This window comes from Psychrobacter sp. 1U1, assembly GCF_051847535.1.
GTDB classification, from domain to species: Bacteria; Pseudomonadota; Gammaproteobacteria; order Pseudomonadales; family Moraxellaceae; genus Psychrobacter; species Psychrobacter saeujeotis.
In genome coordinates, this window is sequence record NZ_JBPYDD010000002.1 from 565,450 (window position 1) to 592,332 (window position 26,883).

The 26,883-nt window shown below is 42.4% G+C and carries 18 protein-coding genes and 2 tRNA genes; 14 read left to right on the plus strand and 6 right to left on the minus strand.

Annotated elements, in window-relative coordinates; genetic code table 11:
- Nucleotides 1–85 precede the first annotated feature (85 nt).
- Together ACS8FB_RS04600 and argB are read left to right on the plus strand one after the other, a co-directional pair.
- Nucleotides 86–1,978 carry a phosphohexomutase domain-containing protein gene (locus tag ACS8FB_RS04600; protein ID WP_439261255.1) on the plus strand — a complete coding sequence of 631 codons (1,893 nt, stop codon included), beginning with the start codon at nt 86–88 and terminating at the stop codon, nt 1,976–1,978.
- Nucleotides 1,979–2,126: 148 nt separating this feature from the next.
- Entirely contained in the window at nt 2,127–3,038 is a 912-nt protein-coding gene (argB, locus tag ACS8FB_RS04605) for an acetylglutamate kinase (protein ID WP_299219066.1), read from the plus strand.
- 85 nt (nt 3,039–3,123) lie between these two features.
- Here argB and ACS8FB_RS04610 read toward each other — a convergent pair whose 3' ends face one another.
- Nucleotides 3,124–3,498: a Spx/MgsR family RNA polymerase-binding regulatory protein gene (locus ACS8FB_RS04610; RefSeq protein WP_439261257.1), complete on the minus strand. Its 375-nt coding sequence runs from the start codon at nt 3,496–3,498 to the stop codon at nt 3,124–3,126.
- 213 nt (nt 3,499–3,711) lie between these two features.
- Here ACS8FB_RS04610 and leuS point away from each other — a divergent pair, with 213 nt between their 5' ends.
- The 7 genes from leuS to ACS8FB_RS04645 all read left to right on the plus strand — a co-directional run bounded on the left by leuS (nt 3,712) and on the right by ACS8FB_RS04645 (nt 12,731).
- Complete coding sequence (leuS, locus tag ACS8FB_RS04615) at nt 3,712–6,399, plus strand: leucine--tRNA ligase (protein ID WP_439261259.1); 2,688 nt, start codon at nt 3,712–3,714, stop codon at nt 6,397–6,399.
- 61 nt (nt 6,400–6,460) lie between these two features.
- Nucleotides 6,461–7,138, plus strand: a complete 678-nt coding sequence (locus ACS8FB_RS04620; RefSeq protein WP_439261261.1) for an LPS-assembly lipoprotein LptE — start codon at nt 6,461–6,463, stop codon at nt 7,136–7,138.
- A gap of 75 nt (nt 7,139–7,213) precedes the next feature.
- On the plus strand, nt 7,214–8,284 hold the full coding sequence (gene holA / locus ACS8FB_RS04625; protein ID WP_439261263.1) for a DNA polymerase III subunit delta: 1,071 nt from the start codon (nt 7,214–7,216) through the stop codon (nt 8,282–8,284).
- Nucleotides 8,285–8,548: 264 nt separating this feature from the next.
- Complete coding sequence (locus ACS8FB_RS04630; RefSeq protein WP_439261265.1) at nt 8,549–9,880, plus strand: efflux RND transporter periplasmic adaptor subunit; 1,332 nt, start codon at nt 8,549–8,551, stop codon at nt 9,878–9,880.
- A 101-nt stretch (nt 9,881–9,981) separates the two neighbouring features.
- Nucleotides 9,982–11,979 (plus strand): MacB family efflux pump subunit, encoded by a 1,998-nt coding sequence (locus ACS8FB_RS04635; protein ID WP_439261266.1) that lies wholly within the window; start codon nt 9,982–9,984, stop codon nt 11,977–11,979.
- Between the two features lie 378 nt (nt 11,980–12,357).
- Nucleotides 12,358–12,433: transfer RNA gene (locus ACS8FB_RS04640), tRNA-Lys, on the plus strand.
- Between the two features lie 222 nt (nt 12,434–12,655).
- Nucleotides 12,656–12,731, plus strand: a tRNA-Lys gene (locus ACS8FB_RS04645).
- Nucleotides 12,732–12,810: 79 nt separating this feature from the next.
- On the opposite strand, the gene ACS8FB_RS04650 is transcribed toward ACS8FB_RS04645, so the two are convergent.
- Together ACS8FB_RS04650 and ACS8FB_RS04655 are read right to left on the minus strand one after the other, a co-directional pair.
- Entirely contained in the window at nt 12,811–13,605 is a 795-nt protein-coding gene (locus ACS8FB_RS04650) for an MBL fold metallo-hydrolase (protein ID WP_439261268.1), read from the minus strand.
- 236 nt (nt 13,606–13,841) lie between these two features.
- A complete protein-coding gene (locus ACS8FB_RS04655) occupies nt 13,842–15,929 on the minus strand; it encodes a catalase (RefSeq protein ID WP_439261270.1) in 2,088 nt (695 codons plus the stop codon).
- 407 nt (nt 15,930–16,336) lie between these two features.
- On the opposite strand from ACS8FB_RS04655, the gene ACS8FB_RS04660 reads away from it, so the two are divergent.
- Nucleotides 16,337–17,149: a dienelactone hydrolase family protein gene (locus tag ACS8FB_RS04660; protein ID WP_439261271.1), complete on the plus strand. Its 813-nt coding sequence runs from the start codon at nt 16,337–16,339 to the stop codon at nt 17,147–17,149.
- An 84-nt stretch (nt 17,150–17,233) separates the two neighbouring features.
- Nucleotides 17,234–20,014 carry a phosphoenolpyruvate carboxylase gene (gene ppc / locus ACS8FB_RS04665; protein WP_439261273.1) on the plus strand — a complete coding sequence of 927 codons (2,781 nt, stop codon included), beginning with the start codon at nt 17,234–17,236 and terminating at the stop codon, nt 20,012–20,014.
- A gap of 38 nt (nt 20,015–20,052) precedes the next feature.
- Here the strand turns inward: ppc and ACS8FB_RS04670 are convergent, their stop codons facing one another.
- The gene (locus ACS8FB_RS04670; protein ID WP_439261275.1) at nt 20,053–20,709 is read right to left on the minus strand and encodes a DUF938 domain-containing protein; all 657 of its coding nucleotides are present in this window, start codon (nt 20,707–20,709) and stop codon (nt 20,053–20,055) included.
- A gap of 81 nt (nt 20,710–20,790) precedes the next feature.
- A complete protein-coding gene (locus ACS8FB_RS04675) occupies nt 20,791–21,255 on the minus strand; it encodes a flavodoxin family protein (RefSeq protein ID WP_439261276.1) in 465 nt (154 codons plus the stop codon).
- 410 nt (nt 21,256–21,665) lie between these two features.
- On the opposite strand from ACS8FB_RS04675, the gene ACS8FB_RS04680 reads away from it, so the two are divergent.
- From ACS8FB_RS04680 to ACS8FB_RS04690, 3 genes are all read left to right on the plus strand, one after another.
- Nucleotides 21,666–23,150, plus strand: a complete 1,485-nt coding sequence (locus ACS8FB_RS04680; RefSeq protein ID WP_439261278.1) for a hypothetical protein — start codon at nt 21,666–21,668, stop codon at nt 23,148–23,150.
- A gap of 76 nt (nt 23,151–23,226) precedes the next feature.
- Nucleotides 23,227–24,573, plus strand: a complete 1,347-nt coding sequence (locus ACS8FB_RS04685; RefSeq protein WP_439261279.1) for a DUF1501 domain-containing protein — start codon at nt 23,227–23,229, stop codon at nt 24,571–24,573.
- Nucleotides 24,574–24,892: 319 nt separating this feature from the next.
- Nucleotides 24,893–25,867 (plus strand): purine-nucleoside phosphorylase, encoded by a 975-nt coding sequence (locus tag ACS8FB_RS04690; RefSeq protein WP_439261281.1) that lies wholly within the window; start codon nt 24,893–24,895, stop codon nt 25,865–25,867.
- 385 nt (nt 25,868–26,252) lie between these two features.
- On the opposite strand, the gene ACS8FB_RS04695 is transcribed toward ACS8FB_RS04690, so the two are convergent.
- A complete protein-coding gene (locus tag ACS8FB_RS04695) occupies nt 26,253–26,663 on the minus strand; it encodes an OsmC family protein (protein WP_439261282.1) in 411 nt (136 codons plus the stop codon).
- Between the last annotated feature and the right edge of the window lie 220 nt (nt 26,664–26,883).

Genomic DNA, 26,883 nt, shown 5'->3' on the forward strand with positions numbered 1-26,883 from the left:
TCAGAGTAACATATATATAGCCGCGGTGAACTTAGTAAGTAAGTACGCCATTTATTATAAATAGGGATATGAGGAGTTTATAGTCATGCCGACTTTTGCCGCCCAGCTCCCTCTATTTCGTGCTTATGATATTCGCGGAGCACGCCAGTATTTTACTACTGAATTTATCGCGGCGTTGGGTGAAGTTTTTGCACAGCTATATAAAACACAAGCCAGCCACTCAATAAAAAGTCGTTTTCTAAAAAACCGTTATTCAAAAAGACATGACATACAAAAGCACAATTTAAAAAATCCTAATCTAAAAAACAAACACAATAAAGAAGAATTTTTAGTTCACCCTCATTCTCAAACTTATCGCTCTGTGCCATCAGCTAATGTGGTGGTCATTGGCTATGATGTACGCTGTGATAGCGATACCATAGCGCATATGCTTGCCAATCGTTTAAGTCAACATGGGTTAACGGTTATCCAGCTGGGGCTTATCACAACGCCGATGATGGCATTTTGGGCGCAGCAATATACGGGGCATGGCATTATAGTCACTGCCAGCCACTCTGAAAAAAACACTTTAGGCATAAAATGGTTGGTTAATAACGGCTCTCCTAGTGACGCCGACATTCAAGCTATTTATAAAAGCCTTGCTGATTATCCTGCCAATAAACCCAAAGCGCCATCTTCGAATAATTACTGTACGCAGATACAGGCAACCGATCCTGTTAGCCTACCTACCGATACCGTTGTGTCTACTTACATCGATGCTATCGCGCAAGTATTTACTCGTATCGAGACGCAAAACTACTCCCCTGACCGCTCTAGTGCTACCAGTAAACTTGATTTAAAAATTGTTATTGATTGTCTAAATGGAGCGACCAGTAGGATTGCACAGCCCTTATTTGAACGCTTTTGTCAGCAAGTCATTGTGCTAAATGATATTCCGGACGGTAACTTTCCGAGAGGTAATCCAGACCCCACTGAGCCTAACCGTCTGGCAGAACTGCAGCAAACCGTTATTATTAATGAAGCAGATATGGGTCTGGCTTTTGATGGTGATGGTGATAGACTGATGATCGTCGATAACAGCGGTAAGGTCGTGACCCCTGATCATCTATTGTATTTGCTAGCGCGAGTCGCCATTGTAGAGCGTCCTATATACAATAAAAAGCCCAATACACCGCAGGTTTTATTTGATGTAAAGTGCTCTCATCATTTGGCACGCTTACTCAAAAAGCTTGATGCAGTACCAGTCATGAGTAAGACGGGTAGTAGTTTACTGCGCCAACAGCTTCAATCACATGATAATCGTGCTATTTTTGCTGGTGAGTTATCAGGACACTTTATCTTTAACGATGACTATTTTATTGTCTATGATGATGCTATGTATGCTGGACTGCGCTTGCTACATTGGCTGGCATCAACCGTTATCAAGTCCGATATTACCGCACTGTTAGGTATCGATACTAATTTCAATACTCATACGCTACCGCCAGCTTACGATGCGTGGGGCGCACGTAGAAGAGCGACTCTGCCGTATCGACTAACTGATATTACATGGTATCTACCTACGCTTGTCAGTACCGCTGACAACTACCTGCCCTTGCCTAAGAGTGCTACTACTACCTGTTCAATTGTGCATCATTTGGCAGTCCTTTGTCATTATTTACAGCATTTGGTTGAGGATACTCATGACGTCGCGTTGCCACCTTGTCATTGTTTTGATAGCGTGCAACACATAACGCCAGCCCAGGCTGAGCAGCTGTTGCCAAAGGGTACGCTTTTGTCTCGTATCGACGGCGTACGTCTAGATTTTGCGCATGGTTTTGGCGTATTGCGTCAATCAAACACTAGTCATAGTCTTACGGTACGTTTTGCAGGAGATGATTTGGCTGCTATGACAGAGGTGCAAACGCGTTTTATCGCCTTATGTCAAGCTTTTGATACGCAGTTGGCTGAGCAAATTGCGGCTATCTCTGCTGAGTAAAACTCAATAGACATAAGTGCTTTATTTTTAATAATAACGTTACTTGAGAAATAGCGTTTAATACAATACTTTTGCCACTACTGGCACAATAATAAGCTAAAAGTGCATAAACAACTTGCACTTTATTACCGTATTTTAGGAGGGCCTGATGTCGCTTAATTTAGATGATGCCAAAAACACTGCTGAGGTGCTGACCACGGCACTACCTTATATTCAACGCTTTGTCGGTAAGCTTATCGTGGTCAAATACGGTGGTAATGCGATGACTGACCCTGCACTTGAAAGCTCATTTGCACGCGACATTGTCCTTTTAAAAACGGTCGGCCTACATCCAGTAGTCGTTCATGGTGGCGGACCTCAAGTCGATAATTTACTAAAAGAGCTTGGTCGTCAGTCTGATCGTATCGATGGAATGCGCGTGACCGATAAAGGCACCATGGATATCGTCGAGATGGTGCTTGGCGGCAATGTGAACAAATCTATTGTTAGCCTGATTAATAAACACGGTGGTAGCGCCATAGGCCTGACTGGTAAAGATGCTAACCTCATCCAAGCTAAAAAACTCTTGGTAGAAAAAATGGGTGATGACGGTATAGCTGCGCCAGTAGATTTAGGCTATGTCGGCGATGTGGTCAGCGTTAATAAGGACGTAATTAATATGCTTATTGCCTCCAATTTTATTCCCGTTATTGCGCCGCTTGGGGTCGATGAAGAAGGCAATACGTATAATATCAATGCTGATCTGGTCGCCGGTAAAGTGGCGGAGTTTTTACAAGCAGAGAAGCTGATGCTATTGACGAATATCAAGGGTGTATTAGGCCGTGACGGTGAAGTGGTTACTGGCCTTACACCAAAGAAAGTCGATAGCCTGATTGAAGATGGTACGATTTCAGGCGGCATGATTCCTAAGATTCAATGTGCGCTTGATGCGGTGCGTAGCGGTGTAAAAAGCGCAGTTATCGTCGATGGCCGTGTGCCACATGCTACGCTATTAGAGATTTTCACTAATGAAGGTGTCGGTACGTTGATTAGTCGCAATTTAGACTCTTCAATGAGCTAACAGGTTGTGACGATCATTCATATAAGAAAGCCCGAACTTATCTATTAAGTTCGGGCTTTCTTATAATTGATTACATCAGCATCGTTTATGAAAAAGTCATTTTAAATGCTTCTTCATCAAAGCCACAAAGCAATATGAGCTGCGCTTTTTTATCGTCCAGCCCTTCTTCTACGATTGGCCGTTTAATCATGCTGGTATTTTCCACAAGCAAATCAATGGCACTCTCTACATTGGCATCAGCCACCTGTTTTTGCTTATCTGTCAGCTTGCGCCACGTGGTTCCGCGCCTGTTTAGTACTTTATCAATACCAAGCTCATCTACCCAGCGCTGTACGCTTTGCTTATCGATGCCTTGCTTTTTATAATCATGAAAATCATAGCTTACATTTAGCTCATTAAGCTTGGTAAAGGCTTTTTTCATGGTGCTACAAGATTTGATACCGTAAATAGTGATGGTCATTGCTTTTCCTTATTAACTTATGTTTTTTATAATATTTAAATATTGTCACGGGCTGATAATAGTCAAACTTCAACAACCAAATGTACTATTCAAACAGCAAAACGATTGATTAAAGACAATACCATATCATCGCAATTTTTGCCGAATTAGGCTATGCTATGGCATTGGAAAATTTCACCCCATTTATCTGTAATATTCAATTTCGAGCCGACTATGAGCAATACTGTGACATCCGATCAAATACAAAACAATCATTATAATCCGCAAGCGATAGAAACGGCGCAGCAAGCCAAATGGGCAACAGACAAACGCTTTGAAGTGGGTAATGAGCCAAGCGACAAGCCTTCTCGCTATATGCTCTCGATGTTCCCGTACCCAAGCGGCAAGCTGCATATGGGTCACGTGCGTAACTATACCATCTCTGATGTCTTAAGCCGTTACTATCGTCTTAAGGGTTTTGATGTCATGCAGCCAATGGGCTGGGATGGTTTTGGCTTGCCAGCAGAAAACGCAGCTATCGCCAACCAAACGCCCCCTGCTGAATGGACGTTTACCAATATTGACAACATGCGTGCACAGCTCAAACTGCTTGGTTTGTCCATTGATTGGTCACGTGAATTTGCCACTTGTAGCCCTGAGTATTATCAGTGGGAGCAGTGGTTGTTTTTACAGTTATACAAAAAAGGCTTGGTCTACAAAAAGCTTGCGACAGTCAACTGGGATCCGGTCGACAATACTGTATTAGCCAACGAGCAAGTCATTGATGGTAAAGGTTGGCGTAGTGGCGCTGCAGTTGAAAAGCGCGACATCCCCATGTATTACTTTAACATCACTGATTATGCCGATGAGCTGCTTGATGATTTAGACCAGTTAGAAGGTCACTGGCCCTCTGAAGTACTGACGATGCAGCGCAATTGGATTGGTCGTAGTGCGGGTATGGAAGTACACTTCCCTTATGAGCTGGCTGGCGAAACCAATACTTTAGACGTGTTCACTACTCGCCCTGATACTTTAATGGGTGTGACTTATGTGGCAGTCGCGGCCGAGCATCCACTGGCTCAATATGCCGCTGAAAAAGATGACGTCATCGCGCAGTTTAATGCGCTATGTAAAAAAGGCTCAGTCGCTGAAGCAGATTTGGCTAAAGCTGAAAAAATCGGTATGGATACTGGCCTTACCGTGACGCATCCATTGACGGGCGAAAAAGTGCCGGTTTGGGTCGCTAACTATGTACTTATGAGCTATGGCTCAGGTGCGGTAATGGCGGTTCCTGCCCATGATGAGCGCGATTACGAGTTTGCCACCAAATACAATCTACCTATCAAACATGTCATCCAGTCTCCTGATAGTTATGCTGAGTCTGTCATCGCTGACGCCAAAGCAAATAGTTCTGAGCCAAACCTTGCTTATACTGAGCGCAACACCCTAGTCAATTCAGATGAATTTGACGGTATGGATTTTGATCAAGCGTTTGAAGCTATGCTTGCCAAGCTTAAACCACAAGAGCTAGCTAAGAAAAAAATCCAATATCGCCTACGTGACTGGGGTGTTTCTCGCCAGCGCTATTGGGGCTGCCCTATCCCAATGGTCAACTGTGAGCATTGCGGCACAGTCCCTGTTGAAGAGCAGGATTTGCCCGTTGTACTGCCAACTGACGTCGTTCCAGACGGCCGCGGTAATCCTTTGAAAAACATGCCAGAGTTTGTGAATACTACTTGTCCTAAGTGTGGCAATCCTGCTGAGCGTGAGACGGATACGTTTGACACCTTTGTTGAGTCAAGCTGGTACTACGCGCGCTTTGCTAGTCCGAACGATACGCAAAATATGGTCAACAAATCTGCTGCCAATAAATGGCTGCCTGTCGATCAATACATCGGCGGTGTCGAGCATGCGGTTATGCATCTACTTTATGCGCGCTTTTTCCATAAATTGATGCGCGATGAGTCTCTAGTATCAGGTGATGAGCCATTTGCCAATTTAATGACGCAAGGTATGGTACTTGCTGGTACTTTCTACCGCGTCAATGCTGATGGCAGTACCACATATTATTTCACTGAAGATGTTGAGATTGATTACAACGACCGTGGTCAGCCGATTAAAGCAATTTTAAAAACTGACGGACAGCCAGTCACGATTGGTAAAATCGAAAAGATGTCTAAGTCAAAAAATAATGGTGTCGATCCGCAAATCACTATTGATAAGTATGGCGCTGATACGGTGCGTCTATATACGCTATTTACCGCCCCTGCCGATCAAACGCTAGAATGGTCAGATGACGCACTAAAAGGTCCGTATAACTTTGTTAAAAAGGTTTGGCGTATCGCAACCGAGCATATGCAAGCGTTAGCAGCGGCCAATTTGAGCCTTGATACGCTAAACAATGAAGCGCTGCAAACTGACGGCCTAAGTAAAGAAGCGAAAAATTTACGCCGCAAGACGCATGAGACAATTGCTAAGATTGATAGTGACTTGGGTGATCGTTTGGCCTTGAACACTCCAGTATCAAGCCTTATGGAACTTGCAAACGAGCTTGCAAGCTTTAAAGCAACTAATGAGCAAGATCTGCAAGTACAGCATGAGGCTTTGATTGACTTGTTAATTATGTTGTCAGTCTATGCCCCGCACGTCGGTGAGCACTTAATTGAGCAGTTGGGACTCGATACGGTCACGCTAAATTATCCAGCCGTTGACGAAAGCGCACTTGTGCAAGACACGATCACGATGGTGGTGCAAGTCAATGGTAAAATGCGCGGTAAGATGGATGTCGCCCCTAACAGCGATCCTGTGCTGCTAAAAGCGCAGGCAAAAGAGATTGAAGGTGTGGCAAAATTCTTAACTGGTGACATCAAAAAAGAAATCGTTGTCCCTAATAAATTGGTCAATATCGTGGTGGTAGGTTAGATCTTTTAGGCTTGGAGATTTTGATGACCCCAAGCCTTTTTAAAACGTAAGGATAGCGATTATGTCGTATAAGCATCAAGCTGCACAGTCACAACCCAAAAGCGCAAGCGCACAAAAACTAGCGACAGCGTTACTTGCCGCTTTGCCAATGATGACAGTACTTAGTGCCGCGACAGCACTTAGTGGCTGCGGCTTTCAATTACGTGGTTACGATACACCAATGCTATTTGATGTTGCCAAAACAGCAGTGATTGTTGAAGATGATCGCACCTCCTTTCCTTTAAAATTGCCATTAACACGGCGCTTAGAAGCCTTGGGGGTCGATGTCATTGATAACATGACTCTGACCGATGTAGCGAACAACAATCAAAGTACTGATGCTGCACCAATCGCTGCTATTACAGTAAAAAACATACGTTTTAAGCGTTATGAGCTGGTTGGCGTATTAACAGAGATTCGCTTAGTCTTGACAGCAGATGTTAATTATCAAACTGTCGAAAATGGCAAACCTGTGACTTTAACCAATCCAATCCAAGTCGAGCGTAGCTATCAGTATAATGAGGCGTCCGTTAGTACTGATGATCAGCAAGGCGACCAAATCCGCGATTGGCTTTATGATAGCTTAGCACGCCGGATCACAGATCAATATGTGGCCATATCTTTACCTAAGGTTGCTCCTAACTCAGCTCCGATGATTGAAAGCCCAGAGACTACCAACATTGTTGCACCCAACCCTTAGATCGGTAGCTCAAGCTATTATTGTTTACTTTTATACCTTAATTTTTCAACCTTAAAAGGTTATGGCTCAATCCTTATGCAAGACACCTTTATACAAGCCTATCCAAAGCTACTACAACCTACCGTTGCAGTCGCAGGCTTGTGGCTTGCACATGGTAATGAGCCGTTACTGAGTCAATGGCTTATCGATACCATGCGTCCACACTGGCGCGCACAAAACTACGCGATTAAGCGTATTGAGCTAATATCTGTTAAAAGCTGGCAAGAAGTTTTGTCAGAGCTGGGTAGCCAATCTTTATTCGACGATGCCAGCGCGCTCATCGTGACGGGCAACCATAAACCAGACAAAGCCGTCATCGCTGAGCTAGAACGCTTCGCTCAAGAGGCACAAACAGGAGCGCATAATCATAGTTTGTTATGGTTAACATCTAAACAAGACAAGCGGTCTCAGAGCAGTAAATGGTTCGCACCGTTTGCTCAATATGGTCACGTTATTGATTGCAATTTATATAATGAACAACAACGTCAGCAGCTATTGCAGATACAAGCACAGCAGTTTGGCTTGAAACTATCGCAAGAAGCGTGGCAACTACTCATGTCCCATACCGAGCATCATCTCTTAAGTGCTTATCAAACGTTATGGCGATTGTCTTATCTGTTCGCACCGCAATTGATGGCAAATAGCGATAAGACTACAGAAAACAACATCTCTAAGCCTGCTACCAACGTCGCCTTAGACGTCAAAGACTTACAAGCTGCCTTAGTCAATGACGCTCAATTTAGCGTGTTTGATCTATCGGATGCAATGCTTGCAGGTAATAGCGCGCAAGTAGCGAAAATCATGTTTCAGCTGAAAGCAACTGATGAGCCAACGACCTTAGTATTATGGGCGATCAGTAAAGACATGCGCCAAATTATGCAACTGATGGATGGACAAGACCCGCAAGCTCTTGGCATTTGGCGTAGCAAACAAGGCTTATATCAGCAGGCGTGCCGCCGCCAAACAAGAGCGCAAATAGCCAAATGGCCTGCCCTATTGTATCGCTGTGACCAAGCGATAAAAGGTCTTGTTCGTCAGCCAGCTTGGGAGCTACTATTACAAGCAGCATTAGAGCTATCAGGGCGCAGGTTGTTCGCTATGCAATAAGTAACAGAAATATATTTCATCTGCTCTTTATAAGTATTATTGTAAAACCAATTACATCAACAATTACGACAGTCATCTTTCTTATTTTTCGACTGATCTTTATATAGCCTACTTCAGATAATCTATCTTCAGCCTCAACTTACCTTCTACACTTTTGTTTTTTTAGAGCAACCTTAACCTTTCGCAAACTAATTATGTTTCCATTTTGCCTATCAAGGCTCTATCATACCTACACTTGTGTTCACTGTGATTGGATTGTTTTTTATGCGCAAAATAAGCAAAAAGTCTGCTATCAAATGGGGCATCATCGTCCTAGTTATCGTGGCATTATCTGCGTTGGCTTATGCTACTTTAAAACCAGAAGAAGAAAAACCTAGCTATCTAACAGCGACTGCAGAAATTGGTGATATTGAAAACAATGTCATGGCCTCAGGCAAAGTTAAAGCGCTGAATACCGTTGACGTCGGTGCACAGGTATCTGGTGAAGTAACACGCCTCTATGTAGAGGTGGGTGATGAAGTACAAGAAGGCGATCTCATTGCTCAGATCGATCAAGTCACGCAAAAAAACAACTTAAGTAATGAGCAAGCAAGCCTTGAGCAAAGTGAAGCGGCCATTCAAAGCGCACAAGCAGAATATTTAAGTCGACAAGCCAGCCTTAAAAGCGCCTATGCCGATCTTGCCAGCCGTCAATCTGAGCTCAAACAAGCACAATCTGATTTTGCTCGCTTACAAGATTTGGTTGCCATTGACGCAATATCACAGCAGGAGTATGACACCCAAGCGACGAGTGTTGAGACAGCAAAAGCTGCCGTTGCCAATGCGCGTGCAGCTATCGATACGGCTAAGGCTGCTATCGCCACCACAGAAGCAAATATCAATAGTCAGCAAGCAGCACTACGCAAATCCCAAACCAACGTCAGTACTGCTGAGGAAGACTTAAGCTATACCACTATTCGCGCGCCCATGTCAGGCACTGTAGTCTCTGTTACTACTGAACAAGGCACTACTGTCAATGCCAATCAAACAGCCCCGACCATCGTTACCTTAGCGGACTTATCGACCGTACGTATCAATGCGCAGATTTCTGAAGCTGATGTAATCAATGTTAAAGCTGGCATGCCAGTCTATTTCAACATCATTGGTAATCCTGATCAAAAGTTTGACTCTATACTTAAAGCCATTGAGCCTGCACCTGAGAACATTAGTGACACCAGCTCAACGGATTCTGCGATTTACTATGTGGGTTATATCGAAGTGCCTAATACAGATCGGCGCTTTCGTATTGACATGACAGCACAGGTTTATATCGTTATCGATCAAGCAACAGACGCCCTGCTAATCCCTGCCGCTGCTCTACAGCCAGTTGGTAAAACGGACAAAACAGCGACTACAAACGATGATCCAAATGTAAAAACGGGTAAGGTTCGCGTCCTCAAACCAGACGGTGAAGTAGCCGAGCAGATAGTAAAAACTGGGATTAACAATCGTGTTGATGTACAAATTTTGAGCGGCTTGAATAAAGGTGATGAAGTGATTTTAAGCGAAGAAGATTCAGCCAACGGTCAAAGCAGCAGAGGTGGTAGACCGTTCTAACCATCAAGGTTTATAAGATGAGCTTTAATCTTGATTGCTCGGTGTTTGGAATTTTTTACGTCAGCAATTTTTTAGTAGTGTGCATATAGGTAGCATCGCAAATGAGTCATAAAACCTCTGATCTTAAAACCGCAGCAGACGCTCCATTAATGCAGGTCAAAGGACTAATAAGAGAGTTCAAAGCTGGCGAGCAAACCATTCGTGTATTGCACGAAGTTGATTTAACGATTAATCAAGGTGAAATGGTCGCGATTATCGGTCAATCTGGCTCTGGTAAGTCTACTCTAATGAATATTTTAGGTTGCTTAGATCAAGCCACAGCTGGCGAATATAAGATATATGGACAATCTGTTAATAGCTTGGACGCTGATGAATTGGCTAAGCTACGCCGTGAGCATTTTGGTTTTATTTTTCAACGCTATCATTTGCTTGGCGATATTAGCGCACGAGACAATGTCTCTGTACCAGCGGTATACGCTGGCATGGATGGACAAGCGCGCAGTAAACGAGCCGAGAAGCTATTAGCGGATTTGGGCTTAGCAGATAAAGTGAATAACCGTCCAAACCAGCTATCTGGTGGGCAACAGCAACGTGTGTCTATTGCACGCGCTCTTATGAACGGCGGTGATATCATCTTAGCAGATGAGCCAACTGGCGCGCTAGATAGTAAGTCGGGCGAAGATGTCATGCAGATTTTGCATGATCTAAATGCTCAAGGGCATACCATTATTATGGTTACCCATGATCCCAATCTTGCTGCCCAAGCCGAACGTGTCATTGAACTCAAAGATGGCTATGTTATTGCTGACTATAAAAATAATAACTATCAACAAATACAAGTACAGCCTGAACCGATATTAGACAATCATCGCAAAAGCGCTCTTAGTAGCTTTATTGATCGTTTATTTGAAGCCTTTAAGATGTCGTTACTAGCGATGCGCGCCCATAAGATGCGCACCTTACTTACGATGCTTGGGATTATTATTGGTATCGCCTCAGTGGTATCCGTGGTTGGACTCGGTAAAGGCTCACAAGCGCAGATTTTAACCAATATCAGCTCCCTTGGTACCAATACCATTACTGTCAATGATGGCTACCCCTATGGCGACCCACGGCGTCAGTACAATGATGATAATTTGACCCCGCAAGATGCTCAAGCTGTTGCAGATCAGCCCTATGTCATTAGTGTCAGCCCTCAGCTCGATAGCAATATGAATGTACGCTATCGCAGCGTACAAGAAGCCGCTAGTGTCAGCGGTGTTGGAAAAGAATACCTTAGTGTCAGTGGTGAAACGCTGATTCAGGGGCAAGGTTTTGATGAGCAGAGTATTTTACGGCGTACGCAAGATATTATTATTGACGACAATGCCAAAAACACTTTTTTTCCAGATATTGCCAACCCCATTGGTGAAGTGTTATTGATAGGCAGTGTACCAGGACGTGTGATTGGTGTCCTTGCACCTAACAATAGTGGCTTTAGACGTGGTGTTGATTCACCAACGCTGTATATGCCGTATACAACGATGATGTCACGTATTAAAGGCAGTGCCTACATTGAGAGCTTTGTGGCATTAATCGATGATAATATCTCTTCTTCAGCTGCTGAGTCCGCCATCTCCCAATTGATGATAAGTCGTCATGGCACCGATGATTTTCGTATAATTAATTCAGACTCTATTCGCCAAACCATTGAATCTACTACCACAGCGATGACTTTGTTAATCTCATCTATTGCTATTATCTCTTTAGTAGTTGGTGGAATTGGTGTGATGAATATCATGCTGGTGTCAGTCACTGAGCGTACCAACGAGATTGGGGTGCGGATGGCAGTCGGCGCACGTCAAAGTGACATTATGCAGCAGTTTTTGATCGAGGCTGTACTCGTCTGTATTTTAGGCGGGTTATTAGGTATTGGAGTAGCATTTGCTATCGGCGAATTAATCAATAATGTAGGCGGTGATAGTTTTAAAGTTATTTACTCACCAACGTCTATCATTGCAGCTTTTGTTTGCTCGACGCTTATCGGGGTCGTCTTTGGTTTCTTACCTGCTCGCAATGCAGCTAAACTGGACCCTGTTGAAGCACTTTCTAGAGATTAGCGGCAGATGATCGATGTAATCTGTCAAAATATACGCTACGTAAAATAGAGAGAATGAAAAAACGTTAAAGAAATAGAAGAATTTACACAAGATTTGGACTTTTTTTATAAAGCGGGGTTGTAATTGTCACAATAATATATATAATGTGCTCTCACGTTTAGGGATACAAAATTTCTGAACGAGAAGCCAAGCTTAATGCCTCTTTTAATATTGATAACTTGATATATAAAGAAGTTAAGCTTTTAGAATTTCCCTTTTAGGAAATTCTCTTGTATACAGTCAGATACATTGATTATATGCATAAGTATTAGAAAATCCTATTTAAAGGATTTCCTCTTGCGAAGCTAAAAAAGCAATACTTTTTTTATACGCTTCTCAGGGCCGATAGCTCAGTTGGTAGAGCAGTTGACTTTTAATCAATTGGTCCCGCGTTCGAGTCGCGGTCGGCCCACCATATTTAGTTTGACGCTTGTTTATCGTTCTACCCTATCCGGTAGTTGGTTAATAAGTAAAAAGATACCTCTAAGGTATTAAGTTTTATGTAATTTCCCTTTAAGGAAATTATTCTTGCATACAGTCAGATACATTGATTATATGCATAAGTATTAGAAAATCCTATTTAAAGGATTTCCTCTTGCGAAGCTAAAAAAGCAATACTTTTTTTATACGCTTCTCAGGGCCGATAGCTCAGTTGGTAGAGCAGTTGACTTTTAATCAATTGGTCCCGCGTTCGAGTCGCGGTCGGCCCACCATATTTGAAAAGCCCTATCACTATACAATATAGTGATAGGGCTTTTTTTCGTTTGTTATCTCTTAACGTTTATTCATTCTTTAACGCTTAGTATTGCGATCGCGCTTAAAGAAATTAAAACCAGCATCTTTTCGCCATAGCAGTTTATGTTTAATCGTATCTTTCACCGTACGCGGCTCCTTAGGAGCTTGAGCAATCAACATATCAAAAGTTGCTCCATCTATAGGCAGCTGACGCCCATGTGCCATCATGACTATTGAAGGCTTTAGATCCTTTATCTGTTGCAAAGATTGAATGTAGATTTTAGGATCATAAATAGGAAAAGGCGCTACAAACTTATGACGCAGTTTGATAATTAAGTCTGCTGTATATACTTGCCGGCTTGGTATATGAAATAGTGATAAATCTCTATCTGTATGCCCTGGCGTCTCAATGACCTGCCATTCCTCAAAATACGGTATATGGTCTTTACCTTTGACGGTGATATCGGGTTTAAGATGAGCTGGATAATACAAATTCCTAGGTGGACGTCCTTGCCGCTTAGCGACGTATTGAGCAAGGCTCATATCCACAACATGCATGGTACGGCCAGCGATACCTTTATACCATTGATTATCTTTGTCCGCAGATACAATCATGCAACCTGTCGCTTCTCTGAATTTGTGCGCGCCACCGGCATGATCTGGATGCATATGAGTGACCACAACAACTTTTAGATCCGTTATCGGTCGCTGCAACGTCGTCATAATATAGTCGAGTACCAGCGCCACATCAGGTCGACACCCTCCATCTAATAACATAATCTTGTCCGGATATACCGCAAGATACATACTTTGAATATACCCTTCTAAACGCATGATTTCACATAAGCTCATTTGGATTCCCTACCTCATTATTCATTCTTATCGCGAGGCTTCCTTTCAATGTCAACAAAGTCTTTAGTATAGCGTTCATCAATTTAAAATAAACGACTTTGAGTGAACGCTTGTGACTATAGATAACCTTGCAGCAGGCTTAAACCAAAAACCTATATATTTATCAATAAAAAGCAAAAACTCAGCACAGAGGCTGAGTTTAAGATAGAGATTAAAAATTATACAGTATTAGTCAACTATGCAAGATCACGAACCTTTGGTTCACGCTCCCATAAGCGCGATTTAGCATTTTCGATGAAAGCATCCAAATCAGCAAGTGGCGTGACAAAACTGTCTTTTTCTACTGGTAGCTTACTTAAGATAAACTCTTCAGTCGCCCCGCAATACGCAATCGCTTTACAATGGACATAAGCATCAGTAAACCAATCTAAGGTTGAGCTGTCTTTGGCCAGCTTTTTGGCTTGATCTGGCATGATGATACTTACTATTGCATCAAAGAATACCGAGGGTGCGCCTGCTACACGCTCATCTGCTTGTATACGTGTACCGTCATCTAATTCGACCTCTTTACTCGGTGCAACGATTTTTACCATACCGCCTTGAGCATTAATGGCGTCTTCAAACTTCTTGATTTCGCTATGTTTTGAACCCTTAGCAACTAAGATACCAACCAAACGTCCCTTTAAAGATTTGGGCGTACGGCCAATCGTCTGCAACGGCTCAGAAGTTGCCATATCCTGTACGGGCGCTGCAGCATCAGCAGGTTCTGGCAGTTCCATACCCAATGCAGTTGCTACGCGATTTGCTAAGTCTTCATCGATATGTAGCAAATGCCCAAGCATACGGGTACGTACATGAGGGGTATCTACTTTACCAAGCTCAAATGCGTAAGCAGTCGCAATATGCGCTTGCTCGGCTGGTGTTTGACTACGATAGAACATACGCGGCTGACTATAGTGGTCTGCAAAACTTTCTGCACGAATGCGTCCTTTAACGCCATCATCTAGCTTTTCATGGAACGACTCAAAGCCCTTTTTGACGCTTTCACGTGGACGATCTAAATCCAAACTTTGTGGCTCGTAAAGTACGCGGGTCTTCGGCACTTGCATTTGCATATGTCCATCTTGCTGGTTATTGGCAAATGGGCATTTTGGCGCATTGATTGGAATTTGAGCAAAGTTTGGTGAACCCAGACGCTTAAGCTGCGTATCTAAATAGCTAAACAGACGTCCCTGTAATAAGGGATCGTTACTGAAATCGATACCAGGTGGCAAGTGCGATGGACAAAATGCTACTTGCTCTGTTTCAGCAAAGAAATTATCTGGGTTGCGATTTAAGACCATTTTACCGATGATTTTGACGGGTACCATCTCTTCTGGAATCAGTTTCGTCGCATCTAGATGGTCAAATGGAAACTCATTGGCTTCTTCTTCAGTAAATAACTGAACACCAAACTCCCACTCAAAGTACTTGCCATTATCAATCGCTTCATACATATCACGGCGATTGTAATCAGGGTCAGCGCCAGAAATTTTAACTGCTTCATCCCAAATAAGTGACTGCACACCTGCTACTGGCTTCCAATGAAAACGTACAAAGGTACTCTTACCATCTTTATCTAAAAGACGATAGCTATGAATGCCAAAGCCTTCCATCATGCTAAAGCTGCGCGGTAAGGCACGATCACTCATCAACCAAATAAGATTATGCATAGTTTCAGGGCTTAATGAAACAAAATCCCAAAAAGTGTCATGTGCAGAAGCTGCTTGCGGGAAGCCGCGATCTGGTTCTGGTTTTACTGCATGTATTAAATCTGGAAACTTGATAGCATCTTGAATAAAGAAGATTGGCATATTGTTACCAACAATATCCCAGTTACCTTCTTCGGTATAGATTTTTACTGAAAAACCACGGACATCACGCGGCGTATCTTTTGAACCCTTGTTACCAGCAACAGTTGAGAAACGAGTAAATAAAGGTGTCTGCTTACCAGTTTCTGTCAAGATCTTTGCTGTCGTAAATTCTTCTAACGACTCTGTCAACTCAAAGTAGCCATGAGCAGCACTACCACGAGCATGGACGATACGTTCAGGAATGCGTTCATGATCAAAATGGTTGATCTTCTCACGCATGACGAAATCTTCTAACAAAGTAGGACCACGTGGGCCAGCTTTTAACGAATTTTGATTATCAGAAATAGCAACGCCTTGTTGCGTTGTCAAAACTTTACCATCCTCGTCTGCACGTTGATGGGTTTCACCGCCATTTCCACGTGCTGGGTTCATATCTTTTGCGGGGTCAGTATGATCGATATTCTTCTTCATAATATATCCTAGCTAATAAATAGGCCTTTTAGGACCATGAGTAAAGTGCCCACACAGTTTTTATATCCTTGGAGATAATGATGACTTCATATGTCGTTCAGTTGTCTGTGTTGATAGCACTACCAATTATTGTTAAAACGAAAGTAAATAATAAGTTTCCAAACTATCTTACCCAAAAAATAAGTTGCTTATATGGTGAACCTTGTTGATATTTAGTTAAATTTTATACATTTAAACTAGAAAGACCTTTATTTTTTTAGCTTACGTCTCTTAAAAAACGATTCTTGTAATGTAGATCTTCTTTAAGGTATTATTTTATAAAGTAATAAACGCCGATGATAAATAACTGGACGCCATAGTTAGCCACCTATTTATCTCTCTTTTATTAAATTATGAGGCTATCTACTATGTCACCGTTACTAACGTCATTAACCACATCTAACTCTTCTTATAAGAGCCTTTATCGCTCATTAATGCTGGGAACTTCATTAGGTTTAATTGCTCTCACTTTTAGCCAAACAGCTGCAGCTATTACCTCTACAGACATTACCTATAAAGTCGACGATCAGCCTTATCAAGGCTATTACGCCAAAGCTGACCAGCCCAATGCGCCTTTTATCTTATTGATTCATGACTGGGATGGATTGACGGACTACGAGCGTAAACGTGCTGATATGCTGGCCGGAAAAGGTTACAACGTGTTGGCCGCCGATATTTTTGGCACAGGTATTCGCCCCACTGAATTGGAAGACAAAAAACGCTTGACCACGGCGCTATACGACGATCGCAGTAAAATGCGCCGTATTCTAGCGGCCGCTTTAAACACTGGACAGGCTCAAGGTAATAATGTCCGCGAAGGCGTGACGATGGGTTACTGTTTTGGTGGTACCGTTGCTTTAGAGCTTGCACGATCAGGATTCCCGCAAAAAGCGTTTGTACCCTTTCATGGTGGACTCGATCTTCCAAAAGGTCAAAGTTATGATGAAACGAGTGGAGAGATTTTAGTTTTTCATGGTACAGCTGATGAAGCTGTTCCGTTAGAAGACTTCACTACTTTGGGTAAAACTTTAAAAGCAAGCAAAGTACCTCATGAGATGATTACGTATAGCGGCGCAGTTCATGCCTTTACTGATTTTAATAACCCTGATAGATACGATGCTCGCGCAGATGAGCGCTCTTGGCAGCGTTATTTGGATTTTTTAGCTGAAGAATATCAATAGCGTTAAGCTATATTATCAGTTAGATTATAAGAGCAGCACGGTTTTGCTGGGTATATTCCCTATTTTTCATTAATAAGGATAGCTATGTTGTTAGATAATGAGGTATTGCGTGCGCGCACTAGACTATTAGGATCGTTTTTGGGTGAGGCCATTTCTCGTCAATCTGGGCAGCAGACGTTAGATACCATTGAGACCTTACGCCAAGGTTTTATTCAAGAGCGCCGCGAGCATAATGAAGGACAAAAGCAACAACTTATCGAGCTTATCGCTTCACTAGACAATCAAACACTAAAAAACGTCATTCGCGCGTTTTCTATTTACTTTTTTTTGGCAAACTTAACCGAAGAAAACTTCTTGCGAGAACAGCGCCGCACGATGCGTGCAGAGTCGAACCAAAGCTGGGAAGGCTCCTTTCGTCGCACTTTATCAGAGTGCCGCGAGCGTCAGATTGAACCTGCACAAATCAAAGAGCTGATTGATCAATTAAAATTTATGCCTGTTTTTACCGCGCATCCTACCGAAGCGCGCCGCCGTACGACGATGAATATTTTGCAAACGTTATATGAGCACACGGATGCCATGAGCACTTACCCTGAGGGCAGCCTTGCCTTTGAGCAGGCCAAACAAAAAACGGCCGAAACCATTGATCTACTATGGTCGTCAGATGAAGTCCGTACTCGCAAGCCTTTGGTCTATGACGAAATCAATAATGGCTTGCATTATTTTAACGCCAGTCTTTTTACCGCTATTCCTAAAGTCTATCGCAATATCAAAGACGCGATCGTAGAGATTTATCCAGAGCTTAGTGACTATGCGCTGCCCGCTTTTGTCAATTTTGGCTCTTGGATTGGTGGCGACAGAGACGGCAACCCCTTTGTCACTTATGAAACCACGGTAATGGCAGTGTTGATGCATGCCAATACTGTGCTGCGCCATTATCAAGTATTGATCCGAAAGCTGCGCCGTGAGCTGATCCATAGCGATAGCATTGTTACCATCGCGCCCGAGATTTATGAGCGAATTAAAGACTATAGCGAGCTGGAGCAACAGGTCTTTTGTTACAACCCTGATGATTACAACCATGAGCCATACCGTAGATTGTTGTCGCTTATCCTCGCTAAAACAAAAGCCACTAACCAGCATATCCAAAGCCAAGGCACAGACGAGAATGCAGCACAAAATGCTTATCTGTCACCGACTGCGCTATTGGATGATTTACGTCTTATCCGTACAAGCGTCAACACACATGATAGTGCCCATGCCGAAGGGCTGCTACTAGATACCATCCGCTTGGTCAAAACCTGCGGCTTTCATCTGGCCGCGCTCGATATTCGCCAAGACTCAGGCTATCATGGCGAGGTCATTGCCGATATTTTTGCCAATGCCTCCAACTTGCCCGATTATAAAACGCTAAGCGAAGCAGAGCGCCAAGAGTGGCTAACCCGCCTACTACAAAAACCAGGCACGCCGCTGATTTATACCGATAATTTAAGCGAGCAAACCCGTGAGCAGCTGGCATTGATGCAATCAGTGGCCAAACTGCGCAAACTGGTCGGCGACGATACCTTTGGCAGCTATGTCATCTCCATGACCAATAACGCCAGTCAGCTGCTAGAAGTACTGCTGCTGATGCGTTTTGCTGGTTTATCTGGTATCGATGACGACGGACACTTATTTGCCGCCTTGCCGGTAGCGCCATTGTTTGAGACCATCGAAGACCTCAAAAACATCGATAAAATCATGCCAACGGTACTGGACAACCCCCTATATCGCGAGCTGCTTGAGCACTCAGGCAATATTCAAGAGATTATGCTGGGCTACTCAGATTCTTCAAAAGATGGCGGCATTATTACCTCGGCTTGGCAGTTGTATAGCGCCCAGCAAACCATCACTCGTATTGCCAACCATTACGGCATCAGCACCCGTCTGTTCCATGGCCGTGGCGGCTCTGTCAGTCGCGGCGGCGGCTCAACCCATCAGGCTATCGCCGCTCAGCCTGCTGGTACGTTAAACGGACAAATCAAGTTTACCGAGCAAGGCGAAGTGCTCTATGCCAAGTACGCCAATCCAGATACGGCGGTATTTGAGCTGACCATGGGTATCACAGGCGCACTAAAAGCCAGCTCGTCACGTTTTGTAGAGCAGCCCGCCCAGCTTGATAGCTATGAAGCACTGTTTACGGATCTGGCCGATGCAGGCGAGCAGCAATATCGAGCACTGACAGATAATACAGAAGGGTTTTACCAGTTTTACTCCGAAGCCACGCCCGTACAAGAGATTTCTTTACTAAATATCGGCTCACGCCCTGCCCACCGCAAAAAAGGTCTACCAAGCAAATCAACGATTCGGGCGATACCTTGGGTATTTGGCTGGTCGTTGGCACGCTTTACTCTGCCAGCGTGGTATGGGGTCGGCACTGCTTTAGACAGTGTCAAACAAAATGAAGACTTAATGAAAGAGATGCATAAGAACTGGCCATTTTTTAGTGTTTTTATCAGCAATATTGAAATGGCTTTTACCAAATCGGAGATGAATATCGCCCATGCTTATAGTCAGCTGTGTAAAGACGAACACTTACGCACACAAGTCATGCAGGCCGTCGAGCAAGAGCACGAACTGACCCACTCTGGTCTGAACTCCCTACTTGAACAAACCTCATTATTGTCCACACAGCAAGAGCTGGCGTCCTCTTTACAATGGCGTAATGCTTACTTAGACCCGATCAACTATATTCAGATCGAGCTACTAAAGCGTATGCGACAATCTAATAACAATAATGCCGAAAATACTGACAAACTGGCCGTAGAAGATCCGCTAATTCGCAGTATCAACGCCCTAGCAGCAGGACTACGTAATACTGGTTAGAACTTGATACTGATATTAAGACGCAAATAACCGCTGACTTAGTTAGCGGTTACTTTTTGAAAAACTAAAATTTGATTGTTCGCTGGCATTTGATATTGAGTTATTAATGTTAAATGGTGAGTGTTGGCTAAAGCGATGATATCTTCTTTATGCCGGATACCGCTACCAGCATCACGCTGGCGCAAACTGCTATCAAACTGCTGGTTACTCGCACTGGTATAGCGTCCGTTTTCATTAAATGGCCCGTAAACAATCAGCTTGCCGTCTAACGGTAATGCTTCTCCGACCAACTCAAACAACCTCTCAACCAAAGGCCAAGCGATAATATGTAACGTGTTAGCGGTAAATACAGCGTCATAAGGTTCGTCAGTATTAGTTTTTGGAATAGAATCTGTTAACAAATTAAAAGCCAACGGTGCATACAGGTTTGATGCGGGATAGGCATTATGCCAAGCTTGTATCACCTGATGATTATCAATTACATCGCTGGTTTGCCATTGTAGGTGTGGCAATCTTGGTGCAAAGTAAACACTATGCTGACCGGTACCTGAGCCGACTTCTAAGACATGAGTATGCTCTTGTAGCTCTTTTTGCAGTACATCTAAGATAGGTGCTTTATTGTTTTCACACGCTTGCGAAAATGGCATTCCGTCTGGAGAAATGGATTGCGTATTATCTGAATTATTATTAAACACTACGGCCATCCTTATAATGCTGTTTTAATAAAGCACTGATATCAATAATGGATATAGGCAACAACAACCTACCACATTGACCTAATAGATACCCGCCTCTACACCCGCGGCCAATGTCATTGCCAGCTCTTCTACTTGCTCGCTAAACGTCTCTTGCCAATCGCCTTGTAAAATAAGTGCTTCTTGAATCCATTCCCAACGTAGCCCCGTCGTAATCGTTTGTAGCGCACGTTTGGTCCCTGTGCCATCTTGTCCTGCCCGAATATATAAAGCGAATGGCATCCCTTGCTTTTTTTCGAGCACCGGATAGTAGCAGCGATCAAAAAAATCTTTGGTCAAACCTGCCATATAAGCCAAGTTCTCTGTCGTCCCTAATAATAATGCATCAGCAGCCAATACATCTTCAGGCTGCGTATCTTGGGGCGACTTTAGAATGACATTGATATCTATATCAGGATGATTAGCACCGTCATAAGCCGCTTGTGCGAGCTTTACGGTATTCGGTGATGGCGCATGCGCGACAATAAGTAAGGTTTTGGTAGCCATATTAATCACCTTTATAACGGTTAATAGTCATTTTTTGAATAATATCACAACAGATAATTTTGGGGAAAAGACACTCAATAGCATTGTTATGGAATACTTTTTGCATACTATCGATCCAAGGTTGCTCAAGTTGTTATGCCTGTTAGTGATAGTGGTTATATAGAATGATCTCATTACACTATTTTACATAGGTATAAGACTTATGCAAATGGACACAGTTTCAAAAACTCGATTACTACAATTTTTCAGTTGTTACAGGTTTTATAGAAATAAAGCTAGTCTATACTCACAATCGCGATACTAAAGTTAAAATTAAACGTTAACTTCTCAACATATGTAAAACGAAACCATATTGTAGTCCTACAAATTTAAGTAATTGAGCCAATTTGAGTTAAACAAACGGAGTATTTATGAGTATTAGCCAGAATCGATCTGCTAATGATAATTTATTAAATTTGAATACAGTTTCAGAAGGTAAAATGGTTAGAAGCGACGGTATCGTTGTTAATAATCGTGGTTGTGATATATCTGACTTTATTAAAGTAGAGCCAAATGCTAAATATAACATCTCTAGCGAACAACCTAGAGGTCGTGACACATTTATTTATATTGCCTATTACGATAGCAACAGAGATTTTATCAAACGGGTATCCGCAAGAGACAGATATTCTAAAAGCATCACTGTTACTGCCCCTACAGATGCTCATTATGCGCGCCTCAATATGAATGGTGGCCGTGCCTACCACCACAATCGTATGTTTGTAAAGGATGGCGAAGTACTGCCTCCTCAAAATTTTGAGGGCGTATACCCTGACCCTAATCAAGACACCATCTATTATAAGGGTAATTATAGTACACCCGAAGAAGCCCTTGAAGATGCAGCTAAGCGCGGAGGGGCGAACATTATATTTCCAGATGGTAGGTATGAGGTAGCGTTGAAGCCTAGAGTACCTAATATTCGGCTGTTCGGTACGGGTGAAACCTACTTTTATGCTAAATCTAGATCGGCAGTGCTTGAAGTTCGTGAAAAAGGAAATGGCTTTCAAGCGACCGGCATCCATTTTAGAGGTCAAACTATAAAGCATGCTGACACTAACAGCCCATTGGCCACCTCTATCTATTGCATGTGGATATGGGGCAAAGATTGTAAGTTTAGCAACTTTACCTCTGAAGGAGCGATATACGACAGCTTATATATACGTGGCAACGGGGAAATGAACTTTGAAGCCAGTGATTTTAAAATAGGTCCATCTAACAGAAACTGTCTTACTATCGCATCAGGCTTTGGTATAACGCTTAAAAATGGCGTCGTTCGGTTTAAAAAAAATACATATGTCTATTCTACAAACCCTAGCCGAAACGACCGTGAACCAACCTATGGCGGTTTATACCTTGCCGATATTGAACCACCTACCTCTTCTCTTCAATGGGGCAATGTATTATACGAAAACATTGAGTTTATCAATGCTAGCAACTCGTCTGGAGGCCGTCAGATCATAATACAAGATAACAATCGTGATAATCGCAATTACTTTGATATTACTATCCGTAACTGTCTTATGATCAAAGAAGGTAATCATGATGGACATGCCCCATACATCAGGTTGACATCAAAATCTAAACAGAAAGCATTTAGAGGCATTACTGTTGAAGGTGGTACATATAACAACCGCGTCATTATGACATCAAAGTATGAAAAGTTACTTGAGGACTGTACGTTTCAGAATATTAAACTAGATAATACGATATCTTTTGGCTGGCTAATTACCCTTGGCGAAGATTGTATTGCTAGAAATATTAATACTAAAACTAACATTAAAGTTGCAAGCTTTAAAGTTGATCCTTCAACCAATGTCATCGTCCAAAATGTCACAGGTAATAAAAATTATAGTTAATGCTATTTTTATTAGTAGTAACGCAGTTCAATGGTTTAGTACCCAATAAAGTAATAAAGATTATAGGAAAGTTATTGTGAATGAGTTATCAAGAAGAGCCTTTTTACAGCGTTTAAGTTATTTAGCAGGTGCTGGTGTTGTTGCACCTATGGCTATGGGCTTATCAGCTAACAAAGCGAGAGCAGCAACAGCAGGCCCAGATTATAAAGCCTTGGTCTGTGTCCTACTAGACGGAGGTAATGATCAAGCCAATACTTTGATACCTATCGACACATCTAGTTATGCAACTTATCATAAGATACGTCAAGACATTGCATTAGATCGATCAAATGTACTACCTTTAATACCTACAACTCAGCTAGCTGGCGGTCTAAAATGGGGTTTTAACCCTAATCTTAAGCGTCTAAATAGCTTGTTTCACTTAAAAAAACTGGCAGTTTTACAAAACGTAGGATCTTTAGTGCAACCTACCTCAATGGATCAGTACAAGAATCGATCAGTAGCGTTACCCAGAGGCTTATTTGCTCACTATAATCAAAAACAAAACTGGCAAAGCACCGCGTCGGATTCTTTTAGAGAAGGCTGGGGTGGAAGAATTGGTGATGCAATCATAAAACAAAACTCCCATGGAACGTTTTCTTGTATCAGTACCGATGATGATAATGTATTTCTAACAGGCGAAAAGACCAACCCATTGACAGTTACCTCTGATGGTCTCAAAATTACTGGAGGTATTGAAGAAGGGTCATCAGTATCTGGTACGACGACCTTTTCAGAAGCACTAAGTAGTTTATTTACTTCGTCCGATGACAGTACAGTTGCAAACTCCACCAATGAATCAATGATGTTATCTGCCATCCAAGACGCAAAAACTATTTCAACTGAATTTTCAGCCGAAAATACATTAGCGCAACAGTTAAAAACAGTAGCATCACTTATCAAAGCACGAGATAAGCTGGGTGCCAAACGTCAAATATTCTTTGTGAAACTTAAAGGGTTCGACACACATAATGATCTACTTGGGCGACATGATACGTTGATGCGTCTACTTGATGATGCATTAGGAAGTTTTTATGAAGCTACTGAAGAGTTAGGCGTTTCTCAAAATGTTACCACTTTCACGATGTCAGAGTTCGGTCGAACTTTGAATAGCTATGGTAACGGATCAGAGCACGGCTGGGGAAGTCACCATTTCATTATGGGCGGCGCTGTAAAAGGTAGAGATTTTTATGGTCAAGCTCCAGAGATAGGTCTAAATACAGCCATTGATGTCGGTGAAGGTGCGTGGTTACCTACGACATCTATCGATCAGTATTCAGCGACTTTGGCTAAATGGTTTGGTGTCTCAGATAATAATCTAACCATGGTAGCGCCGAATTTGCATAAATTCAATAATCAAGATTTAGGCTTTATGTCTAGCTGATTAGTTTTTAAAAAAGCATTTTATGAAAGGTGTTTGAACGTTATAACAGCAATAAAGCTTGCCAGAATTCAATTTTGGCAAGCTTTATCGTTTTAGGTTCGTTGTATTACCTTTATAATAAACAGTAGTAGTGCATACCGCCCTCTGCAGCCTATTTGCAGATTATGTTATTCTACGCAAAGTAAACTCTCCTAGTTTTAGCAGAAATTTTAGCTACTTCTAATCAAACAATTAACCTAGAACCCCATATTTCAAATAGGCATCAAACATGTTTATAAAAGAACGTTTTTTCTATTTATCCTTTTTTACTACCATGCTTATGTTCTGTAGTAGTGCGCAAGCTAAAACTCCTGAAGATGAGATCAAAGTAAAAGTATTTATCGCCGCGATGTTTGAAATTGGTGAAAATAGTGGAGATAAAGCCGGCGAATTTCAGCATTGGTATAATCAATATTTCGCAGATAGTAAGCCCATAAAAGTAAAAGGTGCTCACAGCCCAGTCTACTGTAACTCTGAGGGTGTTTGTGGGTCAGTATTAGGCATGGGTAAAGTAGGATCTTCAGCATCTGTGCAAGCAATAACACTCTCTCCTAAATTTGACTTTACAAAGAGTTATTTCATTCTAAGTGGCGTCGCAGGCACACCACCTAATAAAGGTACTATAGGAGATGTCAGCTGGGCATCTTGGCTGGTGGACTATGACTTAGGTCACCGCTGGAAAGCAGAAGAAGGTGAAAAAGGCGCGCCTACTTTTACACCGCGCAAAGGCTATGAGGATATTCGTCGCTATCAACTCAACCCTGAATTACTTAAATGGAATCTACATTTGAGTGAGTCAGTTTCTTTAAAAGATTCAAAAGAAGCCAATGACTATCGAATGAGATACCCAAATGCTGAGGCAAGACGTAGTCCAGCTATAACGGTAGGAACTCATATGACAGGAGATACGTTTTTTCATGGTCCAGGCTTGTCAAAACAAGCTCAATATATCACTGAGCTGTATAACGCAGATGATTACGTGATCACTGAAATGGAAGCCGCTGCCATAGCGCAAGTACTAGATAGAACTGTAGGGACTAAGCGGATAATGAGCTTACGTGGTGCGGTGAACTTTGATCAAGGTCATCCAAATGAGACTACCCTTCAACACCTAGATCCGGCTCCAGGAGAAACCGCTGGTGGCTTTTCAGAAACAGTGGAAAATATAGTATTGGTAGGATCAGAAACTGTCGATCATATCGTTGATAACTGGGATGTTTGGGAAGACGGTGTACCAAAACTTGAGCAAAAATAAGAACCAAGATTCAGGATTTATATCTAGCTGATTCATTTCCAAAAAAGCACTTCATGAACGTTGTTTGAACGTTATAACAGTAGTAAAGCTTGCCAGAATTCGGTTTTGGCAAGCTTTATCATTTTAGGTTCGTTGCATTACCCCTATACAATTAAACCTAAAATTATTTGAAAAAGTGAAAGATAATTAACTAAAATAGGCTGACGGCAAAGCTTATTTCACACACCACAAGCTGCCTTGGTAATATAATGATCATATTCACTTTACTGACTCTCTTCAATAGTAGCTACAACATCAGTCACTGTATCGACGGCTTTGACACCAAATTAGTACCGAGATATACACGATTAACATCATCGAAAATCACTTGTGCTAGTTTCTAGAATTAATATTCTTTAGAATCAATAGTCACCTTTTGCATGATATCAGGATGGATACTTTTCGCAACCGGGCACATGAGCGCGGTGTTATAGAATATCTTTTGTGTTTTTTCATCAAGCTGTTGATTAAAGGTAATAGCAACATGAACTTCACTGACTCGTCTGGGGTCAGCTGCCATAACTTTGGTCACTTCAGCCGTAGTGCCTGCAATATCAATTTCCATATCTTGCGCTTTGATACCAATAATCGTCAACATACAACTGGCTAAGCTGGTCGCTAGCAAATCAGTCGGTGAAAATGCTTCGCCCTTACCCTGATTATCAGTCGGAGCATCAGTAATGATTTCATTGTTTGATTGCAAATGTATGGCAGTAGTACGTAGGTCGCCTTGGTAGGTTACTTTTGATGTTGTCATACTCTATCCTTTCTAAGGAAGTTAACTTAAATATAGAAATAGTGTAATAGAATGCAGCAGCAATGACCAGTAGCTATTCCTTAAAGCCCTACCCAATCCCAGACAAAAAAAAGCCCCCACAACGTTGTTGTGGGGGCTTTTTAGGAATAGAGAGCTGACGATGACCTACTCTCACATGGCCGGAGCCACACTACCATTGGCGCGATGATGTTTCACTTCT